At 60.4% G+C, this 24,841-nt stretch carries 25 protein-coding genes and 2 pseudogenes; 8 read left to right on the top strand and 19 right to left on the bottom strand.

The features are described 5' to 3' along the window. Nucleotides 1–5 precede the first annotated feature (5 nt). The 6 genes from kduD to ACE4RL_RS10970 all read right to left on the bottom strand — a co-directional run bounded on the left by kduD (nucleotide 6) and on the right by ACE4RL_RS10970 (nucleotide 5,208). Complete coding sequence (kduD, locus tag ACE4RL_RS10995; RefSeq protein ID WP_375597196.1) at nucleotides 6–767, bottom strand: 2-dehydro-3-deoxy-D-gluconate 5-dehydrogenase KduD; 762 nt, start codon at nucleotides 765–767, stop codon at nucleotides 6–8. Next, a complete protein-coding gene (kduI, locus tag ACE4RL_RS10990) occupies nucleotides 767–1,597 on the bottom strand; it encodes a 5-dehydro-4-deoxy-D-glucuronate isomerase (RefSeq protein WP_375597195.1) in 831 nt (276 codons plus the stop codon). Before kduI ends, kduD begins: the two co-directional genes overlap by 1 nt. A gap of 3 nt (nucleotides 1,598–1,600) precedes the next feature. Further along, on the bottom strand, nucleotides 1,601–2,347 hold the full coding sequence (locus ACE4RL_RS10985; RefSeq protein WP_375597194.1) for a FadR/GntR family transcriptional regulator: 747 nt from the start codon (nucleotides 2,345–2,347) through the stop codon (nucleotides 1,601–1,603). Nucleotides 2,348–2,351: 4 nt separating this feature from the next. Next, nucleotides 2,352–3,632 (bottom strand): TRAP transporter large permease, encoded by a 1,281-nt coding sequence (locus ACE4RL_RS10980; protein ID WP_375597193.1) that lies wholly within the window; start codon nucleotides 3,630–3,632, stop codon nucleotides 2,352–2,354. Nucleotides 3,633–3,637: 5 nt separating this feature from the next. Then, entirely contained in the window at nucleotides 3,638–4,165 is a 528-nt protein-coding gene (locus ACE4RL_RS10975) for a TRAP transporter small permease (protein WP_375597192.1), read from the bottom strand. 62 nt (nucleotides 4,166–4,227) lie between these two features. Next, nucleotides 4,228–5,208, bottom strand: a complete 981-nt coding sequence (locus tag ACE4RL_RS10970) for a TRAP transporter substrate-binding protein (RefSeq protein WP_375597191.1) — start codon at nucleotides 5,206–5,208, stop codon at nucleotides 4,228–4,230. A 1,082-nt stretch (nucleotides 5,209–6,290) separates the two neighbouring features. On the opposite strand from ACE4RL_RS10970, the gene ACE4RL_RS10965 reads away from it, so the two are divergent. After that, nucleotides 6,291–6,770, top strand: coding sequence for a MarR family transcriptional regulator (locus tag ACE4RL_RS10965; protein WP_309207448.1), 480 nt, complete (start codon nucleotides 6,291–6,293; stop codon nucleotides 6,768–6,770). Nucleotides 6,771–6,803: 33 nt separating this feature from the next. On the opposite strand, the gene ACE4RL_RS10960 is transcribed toward ACE4RL_RS10965, so the two are convergent. Genes ACE4RL_RS10960 through ACE4RL_RS10945 form a run of 4 tightly spaced genes read right to left on the bottom strand, consistent with a single transcriptional unit; the run spans nucleotide 6,804 to nucleotide 10,394 of the window. Continuing rightward, nucleotides 6,804–7,253: a hypothetical protein gene (locus ACE4RL_RS10960; protein WP_309207449.1), complete on the bottom strand. Its 450-nt coding sequence runs from the start codon at nucleotides 7,251–7,253 to the stop codon at nucleotides 6,804–6,806. Between the two features lie 3 nt (nucleotides 7,254–7,256). Further along, nucleotides 7,257–8,249, bottom strand: a complete 993-nt coding sequence (locus tag ACE4RL_RS10955) for an ABC transporter substrate-binding protein (RefSeq protein WP_220305746.1) — start codon at nucleotides 8,247–8,249, stop codon at nucleotides 7,257–7,259. Nucleotides 8,250–8,266: 17 nt separating this feature from the next. Then, entirely contained in the window at nucleotides 8,267–9,418 is a 1,152-nt protein-coding gene (locus tag ACE4RL_RS10950; protein WP_375600267.1) for a Gfo/Idh/MocA family protein, read from the bottom strand. A 28-nt stretch (nucleotides 9,419–9,446) separates the two neighbouring features. Next, a complete protein-coding gene (locus ACE4RL_RS10945; RefSeq protein WP_332715709.1) occupies nucleotides 9,447–10,394 on the bottom strand; it encodes a PDR/VanB family oxidoreductase in 948 nt (315 codons plus the stop codon). 125 nt (nucleotides 10,395–10,519) lie between these two features. On the opposite strand from ACE4RL_RS10945, the gene ACE4RL_RS10940 reads away from it, so the two are divergent. From ACE4RL_RS10940 to ACE4RL_RS10925, 4 genes are all read left to right on the top strand, one after another. Then, nucleotides 10,520–11,800, top strand: a complete 1,281-nt coding sequence (locus ACE4RL_RS10940; RefSeq protein ID WP_332715712.1) for a Rieske 2Fe-2S domain-containing protein — start codon at nucleotides 10,520–10,522, stop codon at nucleotides 11,798–11,800. Nucleotides 11,801–12,679: 879 nt separating this feature from the next. Continuing rightward, entirely contained in the window at nucleotides 12,680–13,675 is a 996-nt protein-coding gene (locus ACE4RL_RS10935; protein WP_220305749.1) for a TAXI family TRAP transporter solute-binding subunit, read from the top strand. Nucleotides 13,676–13,710: 35 nt separating this feature from the next. Further along, nucleotides 13,711–15,618 (top strand): TRAP transporter fused permease subunit, encoded by a 1,908-nt coding sequence (locus ACE4RL_RS10930; protein ID WP_332715717.1) that lies wholly within the window; start codon nucleotides 13,711–13,713, stop codon nucleotides 15,616–15,618. Nucleotides 15,619–16,117: 499 nt separating this feature from the next. After that, nucleotides 16,118–17,536 carry a hypothetical protein gene (locus tag ACE4RL_RS10925; protein ID WP_240549621.1) on the top strand — a complete coding sequence of 473 codons (1,419 nt, stop codon included), beginning with the start codon at nucleotides 16,118–16,120 and terminating at the stop codon, nucleotides 17,534–17,536. Nucleotides 17,537–17,624: 88 nt separating this feature from the next. Here ACE4RL_RS10925 and ACE4RL_RS10920 read toward each other — a convergent pair whose 3' ends face one another. The 4 genes from ACE4RL_RS10920 to ACE4RL_RS10905 form a co-directional block, all read right to left on the bottom strand. Beyond that, nucleotides 17,625–18,251: a fumarylacetoacetate hydrolase family protein gene (locus ACE4RL_RS10920; protein WP_276315320.1), complete on the bottom strand. Its 627-nt coding sequence runs from the start codon at nucleotides 18,249–18,251 to the stop codon at nucleotides 17,625–17,627. A gap of 286 nt (nucleotides 18,252–18,537) precedes the next feature. Continuing rightward, nucleotides 18,538–19,428 (bottom strand): MFS transporter, encoded by an 891-nt coding sequence (locus ACE4RL_RS10915; protein ID WP_375600266.1) that lies wholly within the window; start codon nucleotides 19,426–19,428, stop codon nucleotides 18,538–18,540. A 5-nt stretch (nucleotides 19,429–19,433) separates the two neighbouring features. Beyond that, nucleotides 19,434–20,078: an MFS transporter gene (locus ACE4RL_RS10910; RefSeq protein WP_332715723.1), complete on the bottom strand. Its 645-nt coding sequence runs from the start codon at nucleotides 20,076–20,078 to the stop codon at nucleotides 19,434–19,436. Nucleotides 20,079–20,130: 52 nt separating this feature from the next. Then, nucleotides 20,131–20,271 (bottom strand): alpha/beta hydrolase, encoded by a 141-nt coding sequence (locus tag ACE4RL_RS10905; protein WP_332715726.1) that lies wholly within the window; start codon nucleotides 20,269–20,271, stop codon nucleotides 20,131–20,133. A 68-nt stretch (nucleotides 20,272–20,339) separates the two neighbouring features. Between ACE4RL_RS10905 and ACE4RL_RS10900 the strand changes: the two genes are divergently transcribed. After that, nucleotides 20,340–20,630 (top strand): hypothetical protein, encoded by a 291-nt coding sequence (locus ACE4RL_RS10900; protein ID WP_375597190.1) that lies wholly within the window; start codon nucleotides 20,340–20,342, stop codon nucleotides 20,628–20,630. Between the two features lie 27 nt (nucleotides 20,631–20,657). On the opposite strand, the gene ACE4RL_RS10895 is transcribed toward ACE4RL_RS10900, so the two are convergent. After that, entirely contained in the window at nucleotides 20,658–21,881 is a 1,224-nt protein-coding gene (locus ACE4RL_RS10895; protein WP_375597189.1) for an IS256 family transposase, read from the bottom strand. 148 nt (nucleotides 21,882–22,029) lie between these two features. Here ACE4RL_RS10895 and ACE4RL_RS10890 point away from each other — a divergent pair. Both ACE4RL_RS10890 and ACE4RL_RS10885 read left to right on the top strand, forming a co-directional pair. Next, nucleotides 22,030–22,134: pseudogene (locus tag ACE4RL_RS10890) on the top strand (ATP-binding protein); the annotation flags it as partial. A gap of 128 nt (nucleotides 22,135–22,262) precedes the next feature. Next, nucleotides 22,263–22,415 (top strand): hypothetical protein, encoded by a 153-nt coding sequence (locus ACE4RL_RS10885; RefSeq protein WP_332715728.1) that lies wholly within the window; start codon nucleotides 22,263–22,265, stop codon nucleotides 22,413–22,415. Here ACE4RL_RS10885 and ACE4RL_RS10880 read toward each other — a convergent pair. The 4 genes and pseudogenes from ACE4RL_RS10880 to ACE4RL_RS10865 form a co-directional block, all read right to left on the bottom strand. Then, nucleotides 22,412–22,654, bottom strand: coding sequence for a hypothetical protein (locus ACE4RL_RS10880; RefSeq protein ID WP_309207454.1), 243 nt, complete (start codon nucleotides 22,652–22,654; stop codon nucleotides 22,412–22,414). The two genes, ACE4RL_RS10885 and ACE4RL_RS10880, sit on opposite strands and share 4 nt — an antisense overlap. A 97-nt stretch (nucleotides 22,655–22,751) precedes the next feature. Continuing rightward, nucleotides 22,752–23,660 carry an EamA family transporter gene (locus ACE4RL_RS10875; RefSeq protein ID WP_332715730.1) on the bottom strand — a complete coding sequence of 303 codons (909 nt, stop codon included), beginning with the start codon at nucleotides 23,658–23,660 and terminating at the stop codon, nucleotides 22,752–22,754. 37 nt (nucleotides 23,661–23,697) lie between these two features. Further along, nucleotides 23,698–23,874 carry a hypothetical protein gene (locus ACE4RL_RS10870; RefSeq protein WP_240549717.1) on the bottom strand — a complete coding sequence of 59 codons (177 nt, stop codon included), beginning with the start codon at nucleotides 23,872–23,874 and terminating at the stop codon, nucleotides 23,698–23,700. A 94-nt stretch (nucleotides 23,875–23,968) separates the two neighbouring features. Beyond that, nucleotides 23,969–24,631: pseudogene (locus ACE4RL_RS10865) on the bottom strand (aldehyde dehydrogenase family protein); the annotation flags it as partial. Nucleotides 24,632–24,841: the final 210 nt, after the last annotated feature.

The following is a 24,841-nucleotide window of genomic DNA, read 5'->3' as shown; positions in this document are numbered from 1 at the left end:
CTCATTTACCTCGCGAGCCATCCGCCATCGACCGGGATAACGGCGCCGTGCATGTAGTTGGAAGCGGGCGCCAGCAGGAAGACTGCCGCATCGCCAATGTCGGATGGAACACCCCAGCGTCCGGCCGGAATCCGCCCCAGTATGGCAGCAGACCGATCCGGATCGTTACGCAGGGCTTCAGTGTTGTTGGTTTCGATGTAGCCGGGCGCTACCGCATTTACATTGATGCCCTTGCTCGCCCATTCATTGGCCAGCAGCCGTGTAATGCCAAGCACCCCGCTTTTGGACGCGGTGTAGCTCGCCACCCGAATGCCACCCTGAAAGCTCAGCATGGAGGCAATATTGACGATCCGCGCCTCGCGTTCTGCTGCGATCGCTTTGCGCCCAAGAGACTGGCTGAGGAAGAACATCGTCTTGAGATTGATGTCCATCACCGCGTCCCAGTCATCCTCGGTGAAATCCACCGCATCGACGCGCTTGATGATCCCGGCATTGTTGACCAGCCCGTCTATAGGCCCGTGCTTGTCCCAGACCGCCTCGAACATGGCCTGGGCATCGCTGGTTGAGCCAAGATCGGACTGCACGGCTACCAGTTCGGCGCCGATGCCGTCCATCTGCGCAGCCGTCTCGTCCATGGTCGACCGGCCAACGCCAATGACCCGCCCGCCGGCCCGACCGATGGACAGGGCGATGCCTTGACCGATACCGGTATTGGCGCCGGTGACCATGACGGTCTTCCCTGCAAGGGAGAACGCGCTCAGATCCATCAGCGCAGATCCTCCATGGCCACCTTCTCCACATCCGTATAGTCGACATTGTCGCCGGCCATGGCCCAGATGAAGGTGTAAGCGCCGGTACCTGCGCCACAGTGGATCGACCAGGGCGGAGACAGGATCGCCTGCTCATTGCGCACGATAAGGTGTCGGCTTTCGTCCGGCTCGCCCATCAGATGCACTACAAAGGCATCTGGCTTGAGATCGACATAGAGATAGGCTTCCATGCGGCGGTCATGCACGTGAGCCGGCATGGTGTTCCACACCGAACCCGGCGCGAATTGGGTAAGGCCGACCACGAGCTGGCAAGTCTTTACGCTGTCGGCGTTCACATACTGAAAGATCGAGCGCTCATTGGCGGTCTCGTTGCTGCCCAGGTCAAGCCGCTTGGCGCCCGATTTCTGCAACAGGGTCGTGGGATAGCTGGCATGAGCCGGGGCACTCAGGAGGTAGAATTTGGCGCCCTCGCCGGCAAAGCGCACATCCTTGGCACCCATGCCAATATAGAGCATATCGCGCGGCCCAACTGCATGATCGGTGCCATCGACCGAGATCGTGCCGGCCTCACCGATATTGACGGCGACCATTTCACGCCGGTCGAGGAAATTGGCTGTACCGGTTGGCTTGATCGTTTCTAGCGTCAGCGCGCCACCATTGGGCACAGCCCCGCCAACCGCCATGCGGTCGTAGTGGGTATAGGTCCAGCGCACCTCGCCGGCGGCGAACAGATCGTCGATCAGGAAATTCTCGCGCAGCTCATCAGTCCCCATGGCTGCTGCCGTGGATGGATCGATGGCAAAGCGAATGTCGAAATCGGTGCTCATGGTCTAGTCCTGTTTACTGGTACTTTGTTCAGCCAGGCGGGCGCGGTAGCGGTCCTGGCTGCGCGAGAGATGATCCCGCATGGCCTCGCGTGCGCCATCGGCATCGCGGGCGGAGATCGCATTGAGAATTCGCTTGTGCTCTTCGTGCAGGCCGACCTGATATTCGTAGGTCAGCACGCTCTCGGTGCCCCAGGGCGATGCCACGTCGCACGGAATGGTGCGGCTGCCCAGGGCATCGAGCACTTCGAGATAGAAGGGGTTGTTCGTCGCCGCCGCGATGGCGCGGTGAAAGTAAAAATCCGTCCTTCCGGTCGGATTGCCCTCGTCCAGAAGCCGGCCGAATTCGTTCCATGCCTCCTGAATGGCCGCCACCTGACTGGTGCTGTGGCGCTGGGCTGCCAGGCCCGCTGACTCGATCTCGATGCCCATGCGCACCTCGAGCACATTAAGGGCCACCGAAATCTTGTTCGAGCGCTCACCGGCAATGGCGCTGAAAGCTGAGGTGGCCTGCGCCATCACAAACACGCCGGCCCCCTGGCGAGGCTGCACCATTCCATCGGCGGCCAAGGCAGCAATGGCCTCGCGGACAACGGTCCGGCTAACTCCGAAATGCGTAGTCAGCTGGCTTTCGGTGGGCAGCTTCTCGCCAGGCCCGAATTCGCCGGCCCCGATGCGCTTGCGCAGCGCATCCACCACTATCTGGGCGAGCTTGGGCTTTCGGGCAGGAGCGGGCGTGTCGATCAAAATCATCGGATCACCGGAACAGGCTGGGCAGCCACAGGGACAGCGCCGGAATATAGGTGACCAGCCCAAGCACAATGATGCCGGCAATGTAGAACGGCCAGACGCTGCGCATGGCGGCCCAGATCGAAATCTTGCCCACCGCCGCCGCTACGAACTGCACTGGTCCCAATGGCGGGGTGTTGAGCCCAATGCCCAGGTTGAGGATCATGATCACACCGAAATGCACCGGATCGACGCCGAAGCTGGACACCATAGGCAGGAAGATCGGCGTGGTGATGATGATCAGCGGACCCATATCCATGAAGGTCCCGAGCAGAAGCAGCAGCACATTGATCAGCAGCAAAACCATCAAAGGATCGCTGGTGAGTTGTCCCACCATGTCGGTGAGAATCGGCGCCACCCGCAGGTAAGCCATCAGCCAGCCAAAAGATGCCGCGGCGCCGATGATGAACAGCACCATCGCCGTGGTCCGTACAGCGCCGGAGACACAGTGTACGAAGGTCGACCAGCTCATGGTGCGATAGACCAGAAGCGTGACGAGGAAGGCGTAGATCACCGCAATGCAGGAACTTTCGGTAGCGGTAAAAATGCCCGAGCGCACGCCGCCAAAGATAATGGCGATGAGCAACAGGCCCGGGATGGAAATCACGAGATATTGCAGCGTCTTGGCAAAGCCGGGGAACGGCTCGGTCGGGTAGCCGCGCCTGCGCGCCACCACATAAGCGGTGAACATCAAGGCGAGCGCAAGCATCAGGCCAGGGATGATCCCGGCGGTAAACAGGTCCGCGATGGAAATGCGGCCACCGCCAGAGAGCGAATAGATGATCATGTTGTGGCTGGGCGGCAGCAGAAGGGCGATCAGGGCCGACATGGAGGTGACATTCACTGCATAGTCGGCGCCATAGCCGCGCGCCTTCATTTGCGGAATCATGATGCCGCCAACGGCAGCGGCCTCCGCCACGGCCGAACCGGAAATACCGCCGAAAAGGGTGGAGGCGACAACATTGACCTGCCCCAGCCCACCGCGAATATGGCCCACCAGGGCGCCTGCAAAGGCAATGATCCGCGCGGCAATGCCGCCGCGCATCATCAGGTCGCCAGCAAAAATGAAGAAGGGAATGGCCAGCAGGGTGAAGGGCGAGACGCCGGAATTCAGCTGCTGAAACACCACGACCGGCGGACGGCCAAGATAGACGATGGTGGCAAAGCTGGCGATGCCCAAGGAAAAGGCAATGGGTGTACCCACGACCATGAGCAGGCCGAACGTGCCGAAAAGGATCCAGTATTCCATAATATTCAGGCCTCGCTGACGGCCGATTCGGTGGTTTCGACATCAACCGGTTCGCCGGCGAGCCGCAAAGCCATGCGCTCGAGCACGAACAGGCAGATCAGAACGCCTGACACCACGATGGGGAGATAGGTGAATGTTTGCGGCAGGCCGAGCACGGGGATGCGCACGCTCCAGCCACGAATGGCCAGCTCGAGCCCATACCAGATCATGCCGAAGGCAAAGGCAAAGATGGCGACATCGCTGACCCCGCGCAGCCAGGGCTTGGCACTATCGGGCAAGGCATAGAGCAGCACGTCAAAGCCCATATGGAATTTTTCGCGTACGCCGACTGCGGCCCCGAGGAAAATGAACCAGCTCATGATCATGATGGACGCGCCCTCAGTCCAGGGCGGCGACGCATTGACCACGTAGCGCATAAAGACCTGATAGGCGACCAGCACTGTCATGGCCACCAAACCCGTTCCGGCCAGCCACAGGGCCAGCGTGGATATGGCGCCGAAGAGCCGGCTTGCTGCGAGGAGCCCGTTCTTCATCGGCTCAATCTCCCAAGAAACAACGAGCCGGGCCGACGGCAAAGTCGGCCCGGCGGGGTCTATCAGCCTTCGGTCGCCTGGATGCGGGCGACAAGGTCCTGCAGTTCCGGATCGGTGACATACTTGTCATAGACCGGCTTCATCGCATCGATGAAGGGCTGCTTGTCGACCTCGTTGATCTTGACGCCAATGGCCTCCACGGCGGCCTTGGATTCAACTTCCTTTTCAGCCCAGAGCTCACGCTGGTAAGCCACAGATTCCTTAGCGGCTTCGCGCATGGCGGCCTGGTCTTCGGCGCTCATTCCGTCCCAGACGATCTTGGACACCACCAGCACCTCGGGCACCATCAGGTGTTCGTCGAGCGAGTAGAACTGCGCAACCTCCGCATGGCCGGCGGTGTCGTAGCTCGGATAGTTGTTCTCTGCGCCGTCGATAACGCCGGTCTGGATGCTCGAATAGACTTCGCCATAGGGCATCGGGGTGGCATTGCCGCCCAGCGCACCGACCATGTCCACGAAGATGTCCGAACCCATAACGCGGAACTTGAGGCCTTCCATGTCGGCCGGCGTATTGATCGGCTTGACGCTGTTATAGAACGAGCGCGCCCCACCATCGTAATAAGCCAGAGCAACGACGTCCACGGCTTCGAAGGACGCCAGAATTTCTTCACCGATCGGACCATCCAGCACATTGTGGAAGTGCTCGGCCGAACGGAAGATGAAGGGCAGCTGGGTCACGGTCGCTTTCGGCACCTGAGTGCCGAATGCACCGATCGAAATACGGTTGAGGTCGATCACACCGAACTGAGTCTGCTCGATCGTGTCGGCTTCCTGGCCAAGCTGGGCCGAGTGGAACACTTCAACCGAATAACGACCATCGGTCTTGTCCGAAAGCAGTTCGCCAAAGTGCTTGACCGCCTCAACGGTCGGATAGCCATCCGGATGGGTATCGGACGAGCGCAGCACAGTCTGGGCGCTGGCAGCCGAAACCATAAGCGTGGATGCGACGACGGCAGCAGCCGCCATCCTAGGCAGATGAAACATGGTTGTCCTCCCAATGTGTCTCGAAGACCGGGCACTTGTCCCTCCCGGCCGCAACGGCAGCTCGCTGCCGCCGGCCCGTTGTGACTTGTCAATCAACGGACCTTGTGCAAACTGGTATGGAAGTTAAATAGACAAGTCAACATACAATAATTCGTATGTTGTATGATGAATGGGCTCGGAGTGGTTCGCTGGTTCACCATAGCCCAAGAGGAAAAGGCCGCCTGTTGCGGTGCATCCTTGGGGGCCTTGGCCGGCCGCCTTCAGCGTGACCAGAGCACCGGTCTCGAACTGCCCGGCCACCGCCGCCGCGTAGTCCACCGCAATGCCGCAGAAGAGACCGGACGAAAGTTCTGGAATCACAAGCTCTCAAACGCGAGAAAACTCAGCGTCTCAGGCATTTATTTGTTGGACACCTAGGGAAATGGAGCGGGTAGCGGGAATCGAACCCTCGTCGTAAGCTTGGAAAATAAACAGTATGATACGTTTTCCACAACCTACGTGTAACACAATATTCCGCATTTTGTATCACAAAAGCTATTCGTCAAATTGGGATGAGGACCATTGTAGGGTGCGTTCCAGATGACGTTGCCCCCATCTTTTATCCAGCGTGACGTAGACTCCGGGGGTTGTTTTGGCCCTGCTGAACCTGGTGGAAGACGGGGGCTGGCGTGGAGCTGGCCATTGAGCGCAGCGCCAGGTCCCGTCGTGGGGTAAAGGTGGTTGCGTATTCGGTTGGGGTGAGCCAGCCGAGCCGCGAGTGTCCAACCCGGCCGGTTACCGATAATCTGTTCTTCGCTAAACCTGTTGCGCTTCATCTCTGGTCCTTTTCGATGGGCCAGAGTCTATTTCAAACTGGATTAGGTCCGTGGGGCAACGTCACACTCTATGCCTAGGGCGATAACCTACCAGTAAGAGATATTTATTAACGTCACTCGAACTGGAGCAACGAATCAAAAGCTAGATTACGCGTTGTGGGCTCGAATATAGCTCATGAATGCGGAAGCCGAGCCACTCCAACCACTTTTCAGAGTGGAACTCCGAGGGACAAAGGCTCGACTGATGAGCAGAAAGACCAGAACGCTGTGGCTGGCAAAGCACCTCAAAACATCAAATTGCCTTTCGAGCAAAGTGTCGGCTACCAAGCTCGCCTTACTCATCGGCTTATACAGCGGCTCCTCCACCAGAAGATTGCGCCGTATGGGGTAACACCCGGCATGTGGTATTTTCTACGCGCCTTGTGGCACAAGGACGGGCAAACTCAGCGAGAATTGTCCCTTTTGGTCGGCACTATGGAGCCGACGACATTGAGCGCAATCAGAACGATGGAAGCTTCTGGATTAGTTCAGAGAAAGCGAAACGACGAGGACCGACGAAAAATAAATGTCTTTTTGACCGGTCGCGGACGCGAGTTGGAAAATATCCTTATGCCACTTGCGAAGGAGGTCGTAGATGCATCTGTTGAAGGTTTCTCCATCAATGAACGTGGTCTCTTGCTTCAATATTTGAAATCAATTCAAAATAATATTTTGAAGCACCTCGACGAAGACGTCCATCTGGGTTAACATCCCACTCTTGGCCTCCACCGCTCCCGAAGCTTACGGCGGACTGATTGTCCTCACAAATTCCTCGATCGACATGACCTCACGCGGGGGTATATCCTCGATTTCAGGCCCAGGATCGACGTCGTAGCTGAGCGTATCGCCATCCCAGAACCACCAATAGGCCACGTTCTCCCGCTTGCCCTCATGTTTGTCGAGTATCGACATCTTGAACTTGGGGAAAGCCTTCAGCGCGTCCGGTACGGGAGCGTTGCCCATCAGGCGCGCAGAAACGGATCCCATGTCGACGGCTGCGGCCAAGGGGATCATGGCGATAAAGCGCGTATCGAGCCTGGCAAGGGTGGCCGCATCCGCGCCCTGTTCGTATGGTCCGGCAAGAGCCCGCACCACCTCGGGGTAGGAGGGATGATTGTGGGTAACCTGGACATAGGCATGTCCACGCGGTGTTTCGACTTCGACTATGTCGCCTGGCACAAATTTCGTCATGGTTCAGAGACTGAAGCTTTCTAGGGTCGCAGGGTGAAAGAGCTCGTTCACATCGACCTTTCGGGGAGAGAGCCCCTGCTCATAGTGATAGCCGAGAAACGTCTCGAGGACCTTTCTGTTCTGATCGACGCCGTAGGACCATATATCGTTGCCCATCAGGTTGCGAGCGCGACGAAGATTGTCTTCGACGAACGGCATGGTGACCTTCGTTGCAGAAGTATCCGCCAGCGCAGCATCCGACATCGCCTTCGAGCGGGTGAAAGCCTTCAGCAGTGCTCCCGGCAGCCACGGATGCTCGTCTGCCAGACGGCGCCGCACACCCAGAACGTGCATGATGGGGAAGATGGCGGTGCGCCTGAAATAGTCCTCGGCCGCGCCGATCGAGTCGGTGAACAGGCGCCCCACATGCGGGTGTTCCTCGTCGTAGCACAGAGGCGCGCGCGGCCCTATGAACCCGTCTATCTCGCCAGCGGCAAGCATGGCGTTCAGCGTGGCGCCCTGAGGGGCTTCCTCGACCTTCACGTTCGGCGGCAGGTCGACCTTGATCTTTTCGGGACGCCCCGCCGTATTCATGCCGCCGCGGACCCAGACGATGTCCTCGGCGCCGAGGCCGTACTCGTCCTTGAGAATTCCACGCACCCAGACATTGGCCGATAGCTGGTATTCCGCGATTCCGATACGGCGTCCGCGAAGGTCCGCCGGCGTGGAAATGCCCTTGTCGGTGCGGATGTATATGGACGTGTGGCGGAACGCACGCGAGAGGAATATGGGAACCGCAACATAATGGGGCTCTCCGCGCGCGACCGAGATCGAATAGGAAGAGAGCGAAAGCTCGCTGATGTCGAACGCCTGGTGCCGGAATGCCCTGAAGAACATCTCCTCGGGCGAAAGCAGCATGCAGACCGGATCGACCCCGTCGATCTTCACCCGGCCGTCATAGATCGGCCGGGTCCGGTCGTAATCACCCATGGCAAGCGATAGATTGAGATTGCTCATTTATTCTCCCCTCATTGTTATACGGGCACCTGCTCGACGAGGTCGACGAAAGTCCCTGTCTCTGCGGAACGGATGATGGCGTGGCAAGCTTCAAGGCTCGCCAGACCCCATCTGGCGGACTGTACGGCCGGATGTCCGTGCCGGACGGTCTGGACCAGCGCATCGATGACTTCGGTGCGCGCTGTCTCGAACGTCGGCGCGGGCACGAATTTCTGTTCAAAGTCGCCATAAACGTGCAATCCAGAGGGAACCAGGCGAATGTCCCCGCGATCGCACAGCACAACGATCGGTCCGAAATGTTCATACTGGTCCGCCGGCTTGGGTGCGTCGCCGGCACCGTATGTACGGGTCGTCTTGAGCGCAGCTTCCTGCTGCGCATCGAGCACCGTCGCCAGCGTCCTGCGCGCCGCGCCATAGCCCTGGGGCGATTTCCGTTGCCCGAGCTCTCCGATCCCGTCCATCCAGATGTCGCTGTCGAAATGCGCGTAACCCGAATATGTGAAGGTCGCGAAGCACCCGTTTTGAAAGCTCATCAAAGCGCTGTATGCGCCTTCGGTGGGACGATCGGGGTCCCAGGCGCCGGTCATCGCCGCCAGCCGGGTCCCCACGCCTCCGGCGAGGAACCTCACGACATCGATCTGGTGCACGCCCTGGCTGAAAATGACACCCCCGCCCTCGTTCGTGCGCAATTCTTCCGGCCGCCGGGGCCGATAGAGAAAATCGGTGTAGTTGAAGGCCTGAATCATGCGAACCCGGCCAAGCTCGCCGCTGCGAATCAGATCCCCTGCCTGTTGCACGGGGCGATCGAAGCTGTGGCTGGGGCCGACGATCACATCGACGCCCGCTTTCTCCGCCGCCTCGACGATGCGCCGTCCATCCGCCATTTCCACGGCCAAGGGCTTGTCGAGCAAGATATGTTTGCCGGCCGCGGCGGCGGCTACCGCGTGGTCGGCATGCATCTGGTGCGGCGTGGCGATGTACACCGCTTCCACCTCGGGATCGGCGCAGAGTCCCTCCACATTCTCGTAGACGCGGCCGCCGAATTCCGCCTGAAAAGCACGCCGCGAGGCTTCCCGCGGCGCACAGGCGGCCACGAGGCGGACACGGGAATCCGAGCGGAAGGCGGGCAGCATGAGCATGAACGCCCGCCCCAGCCCTATAACGCCCAATCGGACGGGATTCGAAATTGCTCGGGAATCAGAGGTCAACGACAAGATTCCCGCTCTTTGCCCGGGACACGCAGATCATGATTGTGTTGTCCTTCTCCTCATCCATGAGCACCATGTCGCGATGGTCCACATCGCCGGCAAGAAGCCGGGTCTTGCATGAGCCGCAGGTTCCGCTTTCGCAGGAGCTGACGGTCCGCACACCGGCGTCGCGTACGGCCTCGAGTATGGAACGATCGGCAGGAACGTGCACCGTCTTGCCCGACTTGGCCAATTCCACATCGAAAGCCACGTCGTCGGGGCGGACGATGTCGACGGGTTTGAAATCCTCGAAATGGACACGTCCCTCGGGCCAATGGCCCGAAATCGCCTTGATCTCCTCCATGAGCGGCTTCGGCCCGCAGCAATAGACATGCGTCGGCTGGGGCGTCTCGAAATGATCCCAGAAATCGTAGATTCGCTCGAGATCGCCCTCGTCGTGATGGACGATCATCCGGTCGCCGAAGGCGTCGCGCATTTCGGCCAGATAGGCGGCATCCTGCGGGCTGCGGCTCACATAGATTATCCGGAACGGCTTGTCCTGCTCCTTGAGACGCTTGGCCATTGCATAGATCGGCGTAACGCCGATGCCGCCAGCGATCAGGAGATAGTCGGGCGCGGGACCGAGAGAAAACTCGTTCTCGGGAGGAGCGACCCGGAGCTTGTTCCCTTCAGCGACCTCATCATGCATCGATTGGGAGCCTCCGCGCGATTCCGGCTCCCGTTTGACCGCGATCGTATAGGTGTTCGCCTCGCCGCCGACGAGCGAATAGCGGCGCATCGCCCCCGAAGGGGTTTCCACGGTTATGTGGGCGCCCGGGCCGTACTCGGGCAAGCTGCCCCCCTCCTCCGGCTTGAGCACGAACTCCACGATACTCGGCGTCAATTCGCGGCGCGAACTCACGGTCATCGTGATAAGATCGTCGTCGGTTATGATCACGGGAAAACCATCCAGCTTGCTTTTTCCATTCACTTAGCTACCTAACTAATTTCTGTCAATGCCTAGACTTCGCAATTGAGATGCACTAAACTCTTAGCTTCCTAACTTAATGAGGGATGGAGACGATGCTTACTTCCGAAGAAAACGATCTTTTGTGTCGGGTATCGAACAACGCCCCGATGGGACGCCTGATGCGCCAGCACTGGACACCGGTCTGCCTTATCGAGGAGGTCGCCGAGCCGGATGGCACCCCGTTGCTGGTCGAGGCACTCGGGGAGAGGTACGTCGCCTTTCGCGACACCAATGGCCGCGTGGGACTTCTCGATGAGCTGTGTCCGCACCGGCGTGCCTCGCTCGTATTCGGACGCAATGAGGAGTGCGGTTTGCGCTGCCTCTATCACGGCTGGAAAATGGATGTGGACGGCAAGGTCATCGCCATGTCGTCGGAGCCGGAAGGCAGTCCCCTCCTCAACAAGGTGAGCCACCGCGCCTATCCCGTCAAGGAATGGGGCGGATTCGTCTGGGCCTGGTTCGGCGACAAGGAAGATGTTCCTGAATTCGACCCGCCCGCCTTTGCTCCTACCGTGGATACGCCTTTGGCAATCCTGAAGATTCGTGTTCCTGCGAACTGGGCGCAGATTCACGAAGGCCAGATCGACAGCGCGCATTCCTCGAGCCTGCACTCCTCCGATATGGTGCCGGCCAGGGTCGAGGGCGCCGCAGCCGACGACAAGTCGTGGTATCGCCCCTCGACGGACAAGTCGCCGCGCATGCAGACGCAGACGACGAGCTACGGGTTCCACTACGCGGCGATCCGCAAGCCGATCAAGAATGCAGCCACGCATGACTACCTGCGCATCACCGAGTTCATTGCGCCATATTACTCGCTGATTCCGCCCAACAGCTCCTACAATGTCGCCAGCGTCATCGTCCCTGTCGACGACGAGACCACGCATTTCCACTTCATCGCGTGGGGTGGCACGGCATGCCCCACCACCGAGGAGTGGCGCAAGTTCAACCATGCGGAGAAGGGAGTCGATCTGGACGAGAAATGGCGCTCGCGCCGCACGCTGGAGAACAACTTCCTCCAGGATCGCGAGCTGATGAAGCAGGGCAACTTCACCGGCGTTCTGGGCATTCCCAATCAGGACATCGTCATGTGGGTTTCCATGGGGCCGATCGTCGATCGCACCAACGATATCCTCGGGGCATCCGATCTCGCCATCGTCGAGTTCCGTCGTCTGATGGTCGATGCTGCGCGGAAGGTCGCCGAAGGCGGCAAGGCCATCGGCACTGAAGAGCCCCGGCTGCCGCATTCGCGGATCATGTCGCGCGAGGGCGTGTTCCCCAAAACGACTGATTGGCGCACTCTCGTCAATCATAATGAAATGGTCGCGGCCGAATAAGCCGCCCATCCCTGCCTCAAAAAGACCTTTCGGCCCGCGCGGCCGAAAGGTCTGCTGGCATGTCGCAGCCTTGCGATTTGTAACGACATATCTGCAAGCCGGCAGCTCTCCTCCCGCCACGACAGGAACGCAACCGCCCTTCCCGCCACATTTCTCGTTTCCTCGCGCACAGCCCGATGGAAGCGGACCGCTTCCCCTCACAATCCCGGTTCATGCGGAACCCCGGGCCGAAGTTAGGCAAAAGCGAAGGCCGCAGGAGCGAAAGATGGACGAGGCCGATTCTGCCAATCCAGAACAGCTCCATGAAGGCGATCGCCCAGAGTTCCCTTGCCTCGGAATTCGGCCAACGGGTGGCTTGACACATATAACTAAGTAAGCAAACTAATTAAATTGGCGCGAGGGGGGGAACGCCGATCTGATCGTCACAGACCACTTCCGGAGGAGGGAAGTTCCATGTTGAATTTCAATTAATCGACAGCGCGGCGCCGGTGGAATGTCTTCACGGGCCTGCTGCTGGCAGCGTCCAGCCTGGTGCCTCTGGCCGCCACCGCCCAGGACCTGATCGAGTTCGATCAATGGCGACCGGGAGGTCGGGGCCTACAATCGCACATGGGTTCCAGGCGAATAATGCGAGACGCCCCCTTCTCTCCTTGTCGGCTCCGGGAGCCGGCAAGGACTGTGTCGAGACCCATGAGTCTTGGCTGCGTTGGCCTTATACACCCCCCCGGGGCGCATCACGGCCGGACCGCGGCGGATTTTGAAACCATCGCGCTTGACTGCTTAGGAAACTAACCATAACGTTGATCCTGCCGGCCGCGGAGCGGAGCTATCCGGCAGCGAGATTTCTGCAAAAGCTCAGATTTCCAATGGGAGGAACAGATGCCATTATCGCGAATTACCCTGACCGGACTATCCCTCGCCTTTATCGTGGCGCCGGTGCTGCCGGCGACTGCGCAGTCGCTCAATCTCACACTCGCGGGCGCCAGCCCCGGAGGACTTTGGACGCTTCTTGGCGCGGGTCTAGATGCCGTCGTGAAGGCAAACGATCCAAACTCGACGATTACCTACCAGACTACCGGCGGCGGATTTGCCAATGCCGCAATGATCAGCGAAGGAAGGGCCGAAATCGGACTTATCCACGACGCCGAGCTTGCTATCGCGGCACAGGGTGGCGAGCCCTTCAGTGCGCCGATCGAAAATCTACGCACGATCGGCTACCTTTACGACTGGGCACCCATGCAGTTCGTCACGACGCGCAGCTTTGCCGAAGAGCATGAAGTCGATTCCGTGGACGATTTTGCTGCCGCGCAGGTTCCGGTGCGTATGACAGTAAACAGAGCCGGCAATATCACCGGCCAGATTGCGTCTGCCATCATGGCGGCGGCGGGCGCCGACGACGAAGCGATCGCCCAATGGGGCGGAGCAGTCGTTCAGGCCGGTTCGTCCGAGCAGGCCGGCCTGCTCCAGAACGGTCGTGTCGATCTCTACGCGAACGGTGTTTTCGTCGGTCACAGCTCCATCCGGGAAATCGAGAACGCACTCGACATCAAACTGCTGAGCATTCCGGCCGATGTCAGGGCGCAGATCGCCGAGGAATTCTCGATCGCCGAGTTCACGATTCCCGCCGATTCCTATGAGAACCAGCCCGAAGCCATCGAGACCCTGGCTCTGGGTGCCGTTCTGATCGCCAGCGCGGAGATGAGCGAGGAAGATGCCTACACGCTGACCAAGGCGCTGATCGACAATCTCGACTCAATACGCTCGGTCCATCCGGCAATGGCCGACCTGGACACCACGCTGCTCACTCGGGAGACCGCAGTGCCGCACCACGATGGCGCCCTGCGGGCATACCAGGAAGCGGGCCTGATCGAATAGTTTCCGTTTCCAAGAACAACCGGAGGAGTGGGTAAATGGCCTTGGCCAAACTCGTCGGAACCGGCCGCCGTCGATCTTTCGACGGCGTGCCGCGTCAAACCTTGACCGTTGCTGCCGCGATTTTTGCCGTCGGCGTTGTATATGCCAACATCTTTGCGCTGCCCGATGCGCTGCTGATCGGCATTCTGTTCGTCTGCGGCATTTATGCCCTGCTGTTTTTGACGGTCGGTCCGACCTCGACATCAACGGACCGGATCGGCATTGCCGATTGGGTCCTGAGCGGTGCGAGCGTCGCGTGCGGCATCTACTTCTTTACGATCAGGGCTGACCTGGCCAATCATATCACGCTCCTCCGGCCACTGCCCGGCGACCAGCTCTTCTTCGGCACGCTCCTGCTTGCCCTGACCATCGAGGCGGCCAGGCGGACAACCGGCATCGGGCTTACGATCGTCCTGCTCATTTTCCTTGCCTACAACCTTTGGGGACACCTGATCCCGCCCCCGCTCGGCCATGGGTTCATCGACTTCGGTTCCTTTGTCGACGTTCTGATGTACACCACCGACGGCGTATTCGGCGTACCCATCCAGGTGGCAGCCAGCTACGTCTTCTTGTTCGTGATGTTCGGTTCGGTCCTGTCTCATGCGGGAGGCGCCGAATTCATGTTCCAGCTCGCAGCGGCGCTCACGGGCCGCTCGCCCGGAGGCCCGGCCAAGATCGCCGTCATATCGTCCGGCATGTACGGAATGATCTCGGGCAGTCCGACTTCGGATGTGGCGACCACGGGATCCATCACCATTCCGATCATGAAGCGGCTCGGATACTCCCCGCGTTTCGCGGGCGCTGTCGAGGTCGCGGCCTCGACGGGTGGAGCCGCCATGCCGCCCGTCATGGGATCGGCCGCATTCATCCTGGCCGAGTATACCGGCATCGATTATCGGAACGTCGTGCTCGCGGCGCTGATTCCGGCGATCCTTTATTATATCGGCGTCTATTTGCAGGTGCATTTCCGTGCCGTTCGCCAGGGACTGCAAGGCGTCAAGGACGTCGACCCGGTGCAGGAGACCCTGAAGACGGGATGGGTGTTCGTCATACCGCTCGTGGTGATCACCGTAGCCCTGCTGATGGGCTATACGCCCACCTACGTCGCCGTTTACGGCACGGTTGCCCTGGTTGTCGCGTCCCTGCTGACCAAGCGGACCCGGATGACGCCGCGCAAGATGCTGGAGGGGCTGGGCGAGGCGACCATCCGCATGTTGCCGGTGGCCGGCGCCTGCGCCGCAGCGGGATTGATCATTGGCGGGCTGACGATGACCGGCCTTGCCCTCAAGACGTCGAGCCTTGTCCTGATGCTGTCGGGTTCGGGCCCCTTCGTCGTCCTGTTGCTCGCCGCCGGCATCGCGATTCTTCTGGGACTGGGGATGCCCACGCCCAGCGCCTATATTCTTGCGGCCGTGCTCGTCGGTCCGGCGTTCACGGTCGTCGGGCTGCCCCTGCTGGCCTCCAACATGTTCCTGCTCTACTTCGCCCTGCTCTCCGCCCTGACGCCGCCTATCGCGGTGGCAGCATACACCGCATCCGCAATCGCGGATGAAGACCCAATGAAGATTGCCGTCACGTCGGTGAAGCTGGCCGCCATCGGGTTCATTCTCCCGTTCTTCTTCGTATGGAACGAAGCCTTGCTGGCCCAGGGCAGTGCCTTGGAAATCGGTGTTGCCGCGTTGGGCGGCATCGTGGCCACGACTCTTCTGGCGCTTGCTCTGGAAGTCGAATTGAAGCCAATTGTGCGGGTGGTGATTCTGGCGGCCGCTGCGGCGGCGCTCTCTCCCTACCTTTTCCTTTCCATACCGGTGACCGTTCTCGCGATCGCGCTGGGCATATGGCGACGGACAAGGAAACTGGCCACAGATCCCGCGCACCAGGAGCGCACGATTTCACAACGCTAAGGTCCGCAGCGGAAGGATTGCGCATTGGCGAGGCCGTATTTCGGGAGACCCCCGTTGCGGCCTCCGCTCCCGTTCCACCAGGGGACGCATTGGGACGAGGCGTTCCCCGGACAGTTTGGCATCATCGCCTCGCCCTCGAAGCCCAGTATGCACGGACCGCTGAATGATGGATCGGAAAAAGCTATAACGACGCCTGTTTTAGGCTTCGATTATTGACACCCAACAACCGGGGATATCAAGGCAACCCTGGCCCCGCCATCGCATGACACGGCATGCAATCTGGAAAAGAGGATGTAATTCTCTCATCCGGAACCATATATTTTTGCAAAATACTATGAAGATTCCTACATATATTTATACACGAACTCCCCCCATTCAAAAATACAGAACGAGAACTGTCATTGACAGACTATCTTTTGAAAAGTAGTCTTGATTTGTTAGGAAGCTAAACGTTTTACCCCTCCGGCGGGGCGTTTGGCTCGTTCAGGAGGAAGATAAGGTGACCTTTGACACGCTTGAGAAGAGCTATCGCAAATATCTGAAGAGCGGCACCGCGGCGTTCGCGTTGCTGGCAATGCTTGCCGCCAGTCCAGTGGCGCAAGCACAGAAAATCGAAGAGATAAGCGGCACCCTGCCCGACGGCACGGCCTGGCTGATCAGCGTGCCCACCGACTGGAACGGCGTGCTCCTGCGCGATCTCGACTATGCGGCGAATTCGCAGACGGAGCGCTTTACGGATCTGCTGAGCAGAGGTTATGCCTTCGCGGGTCTGGCGCGCCATCCCATGCGCCCGTGGCAGTATGATCCGCAGCGGGAAATACATAACCTCGAAGCCGTTCAAACGATTTTCGAGGAGCAGTACGATCCCGAGTGGGTGCTGGCGTTCGGCTGCTCAGGAGCCGGATTCGTCAGTCTCGCCGCCGCCGAGGATTTCTCCGATCGCATAGACGGTGCGGTCGTTCTGTCGGCGCATATACCGGTGTGGATCATGAACAGCTACCTCGATGGCTGGTTTGCCATGCAGACGCTCCTCGCGGACGCGTATGAGGAAGCCGGCCTGGGCTCCGCGAGCGACCTTCGCATCGTCAACATGCCGAACGGCGCCGGCTCCGACGGCAGGACGATCGGCGACATCCAGGCCTCATGGCGCAGCGCGGTGGAGACATTGGGAGAGACTCCCGAGGGACGGGCGCGCCTCGCCCTTGCCTTCGCGATCGGCCAATGGTCCCCCTGGGAGGCTGCGGATCAGCCGTTCCCCGATCCGCTCACCTCCGAAGCACTGTCCGATCAACTGGTGCCTTCGGCATTGCGGCTTACCGGCACCGTCGGCGGCCAATCGCGCGTGATGTTCGAGAATGCCGCCTCGGGCCAGCAGCTTTCAGGCAATGAGGGCATCGATTACGCAGCCTTCTACGATACGGCATCGCCGATCATGAAGGAGCTTGTCGAACATCTTTATGCCGAGGCGGGCCTCGATATCGGCGAGGACATCGAGCGCATCAATTCCGCGCCCCGCATCGCAGCGTCCGACTATGCGCTCGATTACTGGAGCCAGCCCGGAAGAACAGCGGACGGGGACCTGCAGGTGCCTACGATCCGCGTGCACAGCCTGGGCGACAACTCGATTCCCTATAGCCTGATGCAGGGCTATCAAGCGCTCGTGGAAGAGAAGGGCACGACCGATCTCTACCGTCAGTCGCTGCTCAAGTTCACCGACCATTGCGGCTTCGAGGCGTCCGAAACCACCGCTCTTGTCGAGGTCATGATGGAGCGGCTGGAAACGGGCGAGTGGCCGGACACGTCGCCGGAGGCCCTGAATGCCGTCGCTGCCGAGCTCGATCTTGGCGAAGCCCGCTTCATGGAGGAAGACGGGTGGCGCGTTGAAGAGTACAATCGTACCTGGATAGCTGGAGAATAAGCCTCCGGAGAACGATGCGGGGCATTTCCCCGCATCCATTTCCCCACGGCGCGATTTATCGATATTCGCGCCGTAGACGCCACGGGCCTCAATCGACCCGGCTGATCAGCATTCCTTTTTCCAGCGGCTTCACGCTTGTCTGCCCCGGAACGAACGCCGCGGTTTTGTGGGGGCTGCTGCCGTCGACCCCGAACCGTGCGCGCCCCAGCCCCTCAATTTCGATCTCGAGGCTGTCTCCCACGTTTATGGGCTTGAGCCCTTCATGGTTGGTGCCGGTCGTGACGAGGTCCCCGGCGTGAAGCGTGGTGAACCGGGAGAGCCATTCGATCTGCTCGGGGATTCGATTTGCCATGGTATTCGTCGAGAAATCCTGGGCGATCACGCCGTTCAGCCACGAGCGCACCCGAAGCTCGTGCGGGTCGTGAATTTCGTCAGCGGTCGTGATCCAGGGTCCGCACAGCGCAAATCCGCGCTGACCCTTGGGGATGAACTGTCCCCTGCGATGCAATCCTCGCGCCGAGATGTCGAAGAACGGAACGAATCCGAAAACCTTGCCCATTGCATCTCCGGCAGAGACATCCTGGACCTCGCTGCCGATAACGAAGGCAAGCTCCGCTTCAGCGTGGAAGACCACGACGTCGTCAATGTCCGGCAATGTGGTCCTTCCACCCGACCCAACCAGATCGTTGCTCTTGTGGAAGAACTCGTTCGGCAGGCGGTCCTTCGTGAACCCGAGAATGTCACGTAGTTCGCGAACGCCGAGAGACCTTTCGAGGGGCGATGAAGCGGCGCAAGAAGTTTCACGTCGGAAAGGGTCTGGCCGGGCGCCCTGGCGAGCAGATTCTCGATTTCCGGTTTCAGCTCCTGAAAATTCGCGATCAGGAAGTCGAGAGCGCCCTGCGGACCGCGGACGCTGCGCATGGGGACGAGATCGCTGACATCGACCACTTCCGCTTTTGCATTGAGCACACCGATCTGATCGTCGTTGAACCTGAGAATCTTCATTTCACGTTTCCATTATATGCGTCTGGATCACGCCGGCGATCGACCGGGAGCGGGATTTCCTTGAGGATGATGGACAGGCAAAAGGCCAGCACGGCAGCAACGGCCGTACAGAGAAAGATGGGATGGAGAGCACCGGTGAACGCATCCAGGACCGTATCCCGCAAGGACGGAGGAAGCTCGGAGATGAGCTGGGGCGACATTGCGCGCAAACCCGTGTTTCCCGTATCGTTCAGCAGGCCGCCGGGGAGCCGGCTCGACAGCCCGGCGGCAAAAATCGCGCCGAAGATGGAGACCCCGACGGAACCGCCGATCATGCGGAACATCTGGGAGCTCGCCGTCGCGACGCCGAGCGCCCCCGCGGGAACGGCATTCTGGATCGCGGCGACGCCGATGCTGTTGACCGGGCCGATCCAGATGCCCACCGTCAAAAGATAGAGGCCCAGGATCCACACATTCGTGTCCGGGGTGATGGTTGCGAGCAGAAGCGCGCCGACCGCCAGCAGGGGCATGGACAGGATGGGCACTATTCTGTAGCGGCCCGTCCGGCTCATGAAGATGCCGGACAGGATGGACCCGCCGACGAATCCGAACATCAGGGGCAGCAACAGCAGGCCGGAAACGGTCGGGCTGTAACCTTTGACGACCTGTAGGTAGAGCGGGATGAACGTTATCATGCCAAACATCGACATGCCGATGATGAAGCGCACGGCATTGGACACCACGAAATTGTTGATGCGAAACAGGCCGAGAGGCAGAATCGGCTGAATGGTCCGGGATTCGATGAACAGGAACCCCAGAAAGCCCAAGCCGCAGACCACGCCCAGCGCAACGCTCGGCCAGGATGCCCAGGGAATGGCCGTGCCGCCAAGGCTCGCGAAGAGAACGATGCCGGTCAGCGTGATGGCGAGCAGAATGGCCCCGGGATAGTCAATTTTCTGCCGGCCGTGATTGCCGCCCTTGGGCAGCAGGAAAGTGATGCCCTGAACGCCAGGACGCCGAACGGCAGGTTGATGAAAAGCACCCAGTGCCAGGAAAACTGCTCGGTCAGAAAACCGCCCAAAAGAGGGCCGAAGACGGTCGAAAATCCCAGGACGGCACCCACAACTCCCTGTGCCTTGCCACGATCGCGTTCGCGCAGAACATCGGCCACTACGGTCATGGCAACGACGATCAGCCCCCCGCCTCCCAGACCCTGGATGAAGCGCCCGAAGATCAGCACCCCCATGCTGCTGGCCAGACCGCCGATTCCCGCGCCGGCAAGAAAGACGAGAATACAGGCCTGAAGAACGGGCTTGCTCCCGTAAAGATCGGCCAGCTTGCCCGAAATCGGCGCGCCGACCGTGGAGGCGAGCAGATAGACCGTCATGATCCAGGTGACGCTTTCGACGGACCCCAGATCGGCGACGATAACGGGAATGGCCGTGGCAATGCTCGTCTGGCTGAGAGACGCGAGCAGCAGGACGCAGGCCGCCGAAAAAATGATCAGTCGGATCGGCTGGCGGGGACTTGCCGTCTCGGAAGGTGTGGCAGCTGACATCCGTCAGGTCCTTTCGCGTGAGGTTGGATGCGAGATGAGACCGGCTCGGCGATCAGGTGCGCGAGATCAGGAACGAGCCGACAGATCGATTGAACCGCTCCGGCTGGTCGATCCACAGGAAGTGATTGGCCTTGTCGAAGATGTGCAGTTCCGAGTCGGGCAATGAGGAGAACAGGTCGATTCCCGACTGCATGCCCTTCACCGTGTCCTTGCCCAGATGATGAGCGGGGCGGATTTGAGCTTGTGCAGGTGTTCGCGAAGATGGACGCCATCAAGCAGATATTGCTGCCTGTTTCTCACACCGCCGTCGGCCCAGAATGCCCGCCAGGGATCTTCCCATATGGGAAGCCAGTGTTTCGCCCTGCCGATACCGTAGGCGATGAAATCGTCCGGAACACTGGCCATGTCGTGAACCATGGTGTGGAGCAGTCGGACCACGCTTTCCGCATCCGGTTTCAGGCCCTCGAGAAACATGGTGTTGGGCAGGAAAATCTCGTGATGGCGCTGCGCGACATTCGCGTGGTTCAGGCCGCCCTCGGGGACTGTCAGTAATTTCGTGTGTGGCGGGCGATTGCACTATTACGCCGCCATGGCGCGAATGAAGCGCTCGCCGAAGATGACGGCGAACTGCGCCTTGGCCATGGACCACTCACGTGGCGGCATTTTCCACTCTTTCTCTGACCGGTTCAAGATCAGATACAGCAGCTTGGTGGCGGCATCGTCGCTGGGGAAGTGGCCCCTGGCCCTGACCGCCCGCCGCAGCTTTGAGTTCAGCGCCTCGATGGCGTTTGTGGTGTAGACGATCCTGCGGACCTCATCAGGGAAGGCAAAGAACGGGATAACCTCGCTCCAGGCGCGCCGCCAGCTCTGGCCGATGGCGGGATAGCGCTGGCCCCAGAAGCCGGCGTCGAAGTCCGTCAGGGCCTTTTCGGCGGCGTCGGCATCGGTGGCGCGGTAAATCTGCTTGAGCGCACTCGCCAACCCCTTGCGGTCCTTCCAGGAGACGAAGTCCATCGAGTTGCGCAGCAGATGGACGATGCAGGTCTGAACCACCGTCTCGGGGAATACGGCAGTAATCGCTTCAGGGAAGCCTTTGAGGCCATCGACGACCGCCAGCAGGATATCCTCGGTGCCGCGGTTCTTGAGCTCGTTCATCACCCGCAGCCAGAACTTGGCGCCTTCATTCTGCTCGAGCCACAGGCCCAGCACTTCCTTGGCGCCATCGGCGCGCACCCCCAGGGCGATATGGATCGCCTTGTTGCGCACCATGCCCTCGTCGCGGATCTTGACCCGGATGGCATCGAAAAAGACCAGAGGGTAAATCGGATCGAGCGGCCGCTGCTGCCAGGTGGCAACCTCATCGAGGACAGCGTCGGTCACCGTACTGATCAGGTCCGGCGACACATCGATACCATACAGGTCGCGCAGGTGGCCCGCGATCTCCCTGGTGCTCATGCCGCGGGCATACATCGACACGATCTTGTCGTCGAAGCCAGGAAAGCGGCGTTGGTACTTGGCAATCAGCTGCGGATCAAAGCTGGACTGCCGATCACGCGGCACATCAATCTCAAGCTTGCCGGTCTCGGTCGTCACCGTCTTGCGGCCATAACCGTTGCGCGTGTTGCCGGCGCCATCTTCGCCGGACAGATGGTGGTCCATCTCTGCGTTCAAAGCGCGTTCGGTCAACGCCTTCTTCAGCGAATCCAGCAAACCGCCTTGCTCAAAAGCCGCACTGGCAGCGCCACCAGCCAGAAGCTGATCGAGAAGTTCATTTGGGATGGCAGGCTCTTTGCGTCGAGACATATGGGACTCCTTGTTTACCCATTATGCCCGACCACACACGAAAATCCTGACACTCCCCGCCCTCGGGAAGCGTGAGACTTGCGCTGTCGACCAGCACCAGACCCTTGACCAGATCGGGGCGCGTGACGGCGATGAAGGCCGAGATCCAGGCGCCCTGCGACTGTCCCACCACGTCAGCATCCTCGAGATGAACGGCGACAACTATCGCCTCGCGCAAAGCCGGGCACGAAAAACCGCCAACCCTCACCAATAAGATCGCCGACGCTGCGAGCGGAAAACTCTGGTCGGGCTACGCCCTCCCGACGTTCCCCGCTCGCAGCAGCGCCAGTGGCCTGGTTTTGCGCCGCCCAATGGCCGGTTTTTGCTCCGCCGTTGACACCCATGCTGGTCTTTATGGCCGCGCGACGCATCAACACGATCAAAGCTGATGTGGTTCTGCTCGAAACGCGCCTAGCCGAAATAGTCGCCGCCGATCCCGAGATGGCCGACATCGACCGCCGCCTGCGCTCGGTGCCCCACGTCGGCCCGTCCTAAGCTGGACACTTTTGGCCCATCTGCCCGAACTGGGCCGCCTCTCCCATGGCCAGATCGCCGCCCTTGTCGGGGTCGCCACCTATGATCGGCAAAGCTGCGCATTCAAGGGTCGCAGCACGATCGGGGGGCGGACGCTCCGCAGTGCGCAACGTCGCCCACATGGCCGTCCTCAGCGGCGCCAGCTTCAACCCAAGTCTCGCCGCCATGAAACACAGGCTCGCCGCACGCGGAAAGGTCATCCTGTCGCTCTGATCAACAAGCTCATGACCTGGCTCAATGCCATCATCAAAAACCAAACCCAATGGCCCCCAAACACAAACTGAACAACACAGTTGCTTATCCGACCGCGACCATCACCACGCCGGCCGTTGCCAGCAGGGTCGCAAGAAGAATGCCGGGGGCCGGCATGCGCTCGGTCTTGAAGACGACGACGGCGAGGTAGGCGGCGATATAGATCTCGACCGAGTTGATCACGGCGACCTGCGTCACGCCGGTATAGGTCAGCGCGATGAATTGGGTGATCTGCCCGACGGAGATGCACAGGGCGGCGAGCAACTGCCAGGGATCGGGCCGCCGCAAGGCGTCGACCACAACCTTGCGGTAGTAAGGGCTGACGGCGCAGCCGGCGACGTAGTAGCCGAGCGCGGCGACCGAACCGACGAACGCGCCGAGATATGCGTCAGGCAGCGCCATGAGGCCGAATTTCCGGCCGATGTAGCTAGCTGCGTAGGATGCGGCGCAGATGATGCCAAACATGTAGCCGCGCGGGATGTCGGGCGGCGCGTTCGCGCCCGTCTCTTCCGCCATGCTCCTGTCGCGCCGTTCGATGACCAGCAGGGCGAAACTGACGGCCAGCAAGGCAATTCCCGCCCCCGTCAGCCCACCAATCGTCTCATCCAGGATGAGCCAGCCGAGAAGGGTCGAAAGGAAGGGCGTCAGGCGGCGAACGGTCGAGACGCGGATTACGCCGGCATTCTGGATCGCCTTGTAGAGCGTCTGCCTGCCCCAGACAGTGGCGAGAATGCCCGAGGCGAAGAACCACACCATCGCCATACCTGGTGCGTTCGCCACCGTTTCGAGCGGCAGGCCGACGACCAGCCATACCAACGCCGAAAGTAGGCCAGTGAGCAGCACCGACAATAGCACGCCACCTTCCCCGCTCGCGGCCGGATCGGCTCTCGCGATGGCGACGCTTCCCACAGCGAAGGCGCAAGCGGAAAAGAGCGCCATCAGTTCGCCGATCACGACGGGCTCTCCGACGGATGGTCGCGGCAAGCTGCCGTCATGGTTCTCGTTGTCCGTTCAGGCCGATGTGGATGTTCTTCTCCACGGTAAAGGTGGTCAGTTCGTCCAGACATTCCTCGCGGCCGATGCCCATATTCTTGACGCCGCCGAAAGCGGCGCCGAGAAAATGCTTCGCGACCTCGTTGATCCCGACGAAGCCAGCCTCTACGCGCATCGCGGTGCGGTGCACCTTGCTGATTTCGCGCGCGCCATATCGAGCAGGTAAGGCCGTATTCCAGCGCGTTGACCTGCTCGGTCATCACCGCTTCGTCGTCCCAACGTCGCACGCCGAGGTCGGGGCCGAATATTTCCTGGCGCGCGATCCGCATCGACGGCGTCACGTCGGCGAAGATTGTGGGCTCGAGGTAATAACCGCCGGCCAGGCGGTCGTCGTCGGTCGCCTGGCCGTGTCGGGATGCCCGGCTTGACTCCGCCGGCGACTTCATGATCACCGAATTGCCGGCAGCCACCGGCGCGGCGATCTTGCCTGTGCAGAACATAAAAGGATGATTGAAGGCGATGATCCGCGCGATGAGGCCGAGCGGCTGACGCATGGAGAAATTCACCGCGTGCGGTCCCATCGGGATCGACGCGCCTTTAATCTCGGTCACAAGACCGGCGAAGAATTCGAGTTGCGCTGCGACGATATTGGCGTCGGCGATCATCTCCGTCACCGGATTGCCGCAGTTTGCGACGTCGATCGTGGCAAGGTCGCGCGCATTCGCCCTAAGCAGTCGCGCGACCTCCTTGAGAATGCGTGCGCGTTCCAGGGGAGCGACGTCGCGCCAGACCGGAAATCCCGCCTTGGCCGCGGCGACCGCACGGTCGACGTCCGCATTCCTGGCCTCGGCGAGGCGGCCAGCACGATGCCGCGGCCGGGGTCGAACGTATCGATGGACGAACTGTGGAGTGGCGAATGCCAGTCGCTCCATAGAAGAAGGATCGATGCTCCGGCAGAATTTGGTCCAGAACTTCTCACGACGTCTCTTGCCGACCACCTTGCATGATGCGCTCCGCCCAGCTCCTTAACCTATCCCTAGAGTGTCAGCCTTCCGTTGTCGATAACATTGCGCATTCCCACCCGTTCCAATCGTTATGCGAAGAAATGATTAGGCTGCGAAGTATCTGCAATTCTTGAAGGA

The sequence above is a fragment of the Devosia polycyclovorans genome, assembly GCF_042181575.1.
Classification (GTDB): Bacteria; Pseudomonadota; Alphaproteobacteria; order Rhizobiales; family Devosiaceae; genus Devosia; species Devosia polycyclovorans.
This window is presented reverse-complemented; position numbering and strand designations above follow the sequence as displayed.

Excerpts from the sequence above, each read along its gene's own strand:
- kduD (WP_375597196.1), bottom strand. The coding sequence starts at position 767 with ATGGATCTGAGCGCGTTCTCCCTTGCAGGGAAGACCGTCATGGTCACC.
- kduI (WP_375597195.1), bottom strand. The coding sequence starts at position 1,597 with ATGAGCACCGATTTCGACATTCGCTTTGCCATCGATCCATCCACGGCA.
- ACE4RL_RS10985 (WP_375597194.1), bottom strand. The coding sequence starts at position 2,347 with ATGATTTTGATCGACACGCCCGCTCCTGCCCGAAAGCCCAAGCTCGCC.
- ACE4RL_RS10980 (WP_375597193.1), bottom strand. The coding sequence starts at position 3,632 with ATGGAATACTGGATCCTTTTCGGCACGTTCGGCCTGCTCATGGTCGTG.
- ACE4RL_RS10975 (WP_375597192.1), bottom strand. The coding sequence starts at position 4,165 with ATGAAGAACGGGCTCCTCGCAGCAAGCCGGCTCTTCGGCGCCATATCC.
- ACE4RL_RS10970 (WP_375597191.1), bottom strand. The coding sequence starts at position 5,208 with ATGTTTCATCTGCCTAGGATGGCGGCTGCTGCCGTCGTCGCATCCACG.
- ACE4RL_RS10960 (WP_309207449.1), bottom strand. The coding sequence starts at position 7,253 with ATGACGAAATTTGTGCCAGGCGACATAGTCGAAGTCGAAACACCGCGT.
- ACE4RL_RS10955 (WP_220305746.1), bottom strand. The coding sequence starts at position 8,249 with ATGAGCAATCTCAATCTATCGCTTGCCATGGGTGATTACGACCGGACC.
- ACE4RL_RS10940 (WP_332715712.1), top strand. The coding sequence starts at position 10,520 with ATGCTTACTTCCGAAGAAAACGATCTTTTGTGTCGGGTATCGAACAAC.
- ACE4RL_RS10935 (WP_220305749.1), top strand. The coding sequence starts at position 12,680 with ATGCCATTATCGCGAATTACCCTGACCGGACTATCCCTCGCCTTTATC.
- ACE4RL_RS10930 (WP_332715717.1), top strand. The coding sequence starts at position 13,711 with ATGGCCTTGGCCAAACTCGTCGGAACCGGCCGCCGTCGATCTTTCGAC.
- ACE4RL_RS10910 (WP_332715723.1), bottom strand. The coding sequence starts at position 20,078 with ATGTCAGCTGCCACACCTTCCGAGACGGCAAGTCCCCGCCAGCCGATC.
- ACE4RL_RS10905 (WP_332715726.1), bottom strand. The coding sequence starts at position 20,271 with ATGCAGTCGGGAATCGACCTGTTCTCCTCATTGCCCGACTCGGAACTG.
- ACE4RL_RS10900 (WP_375597190.1), top strand. The coding sequence starts at position 20,340 with ATGGACGCCATCAAGCAGATATTGCTGCCTGTTTCTCACACCGCCGTC.
- ACE4RL_RS10895 (WP_375597189.1), bottom strand. The coding sequence starts at position 21,881 with ATGTCTCGACGCAAAGAGCCTGCCATCCCAAATGAACTTCTCGATCAG.
- ACE4RL_RS10885 (WP_332715728.1), top strand. The coding sequence starts at position 22,263 with ATGCTGGTCTTTATGGCCGCGCGACGCATCAACACGATCAAAGCTGAT.
- ACE4RL_RS10880 (WP_309207454.1), bottom strand. The coding sequence starts at position 22,654 with ATGACCTTTCCGCGTGCGGCGAGCCTGTGTTTCATGGCGGCGAGACTT.
- ACE4RL_RS10870 (WP_240549717.1), bottom strand. The coding sequence starts at position 23,874 with ATGCGCGTAGAGGCTGGCTTCGTCGGGATCAACGAGGTCGCGAAGCAT.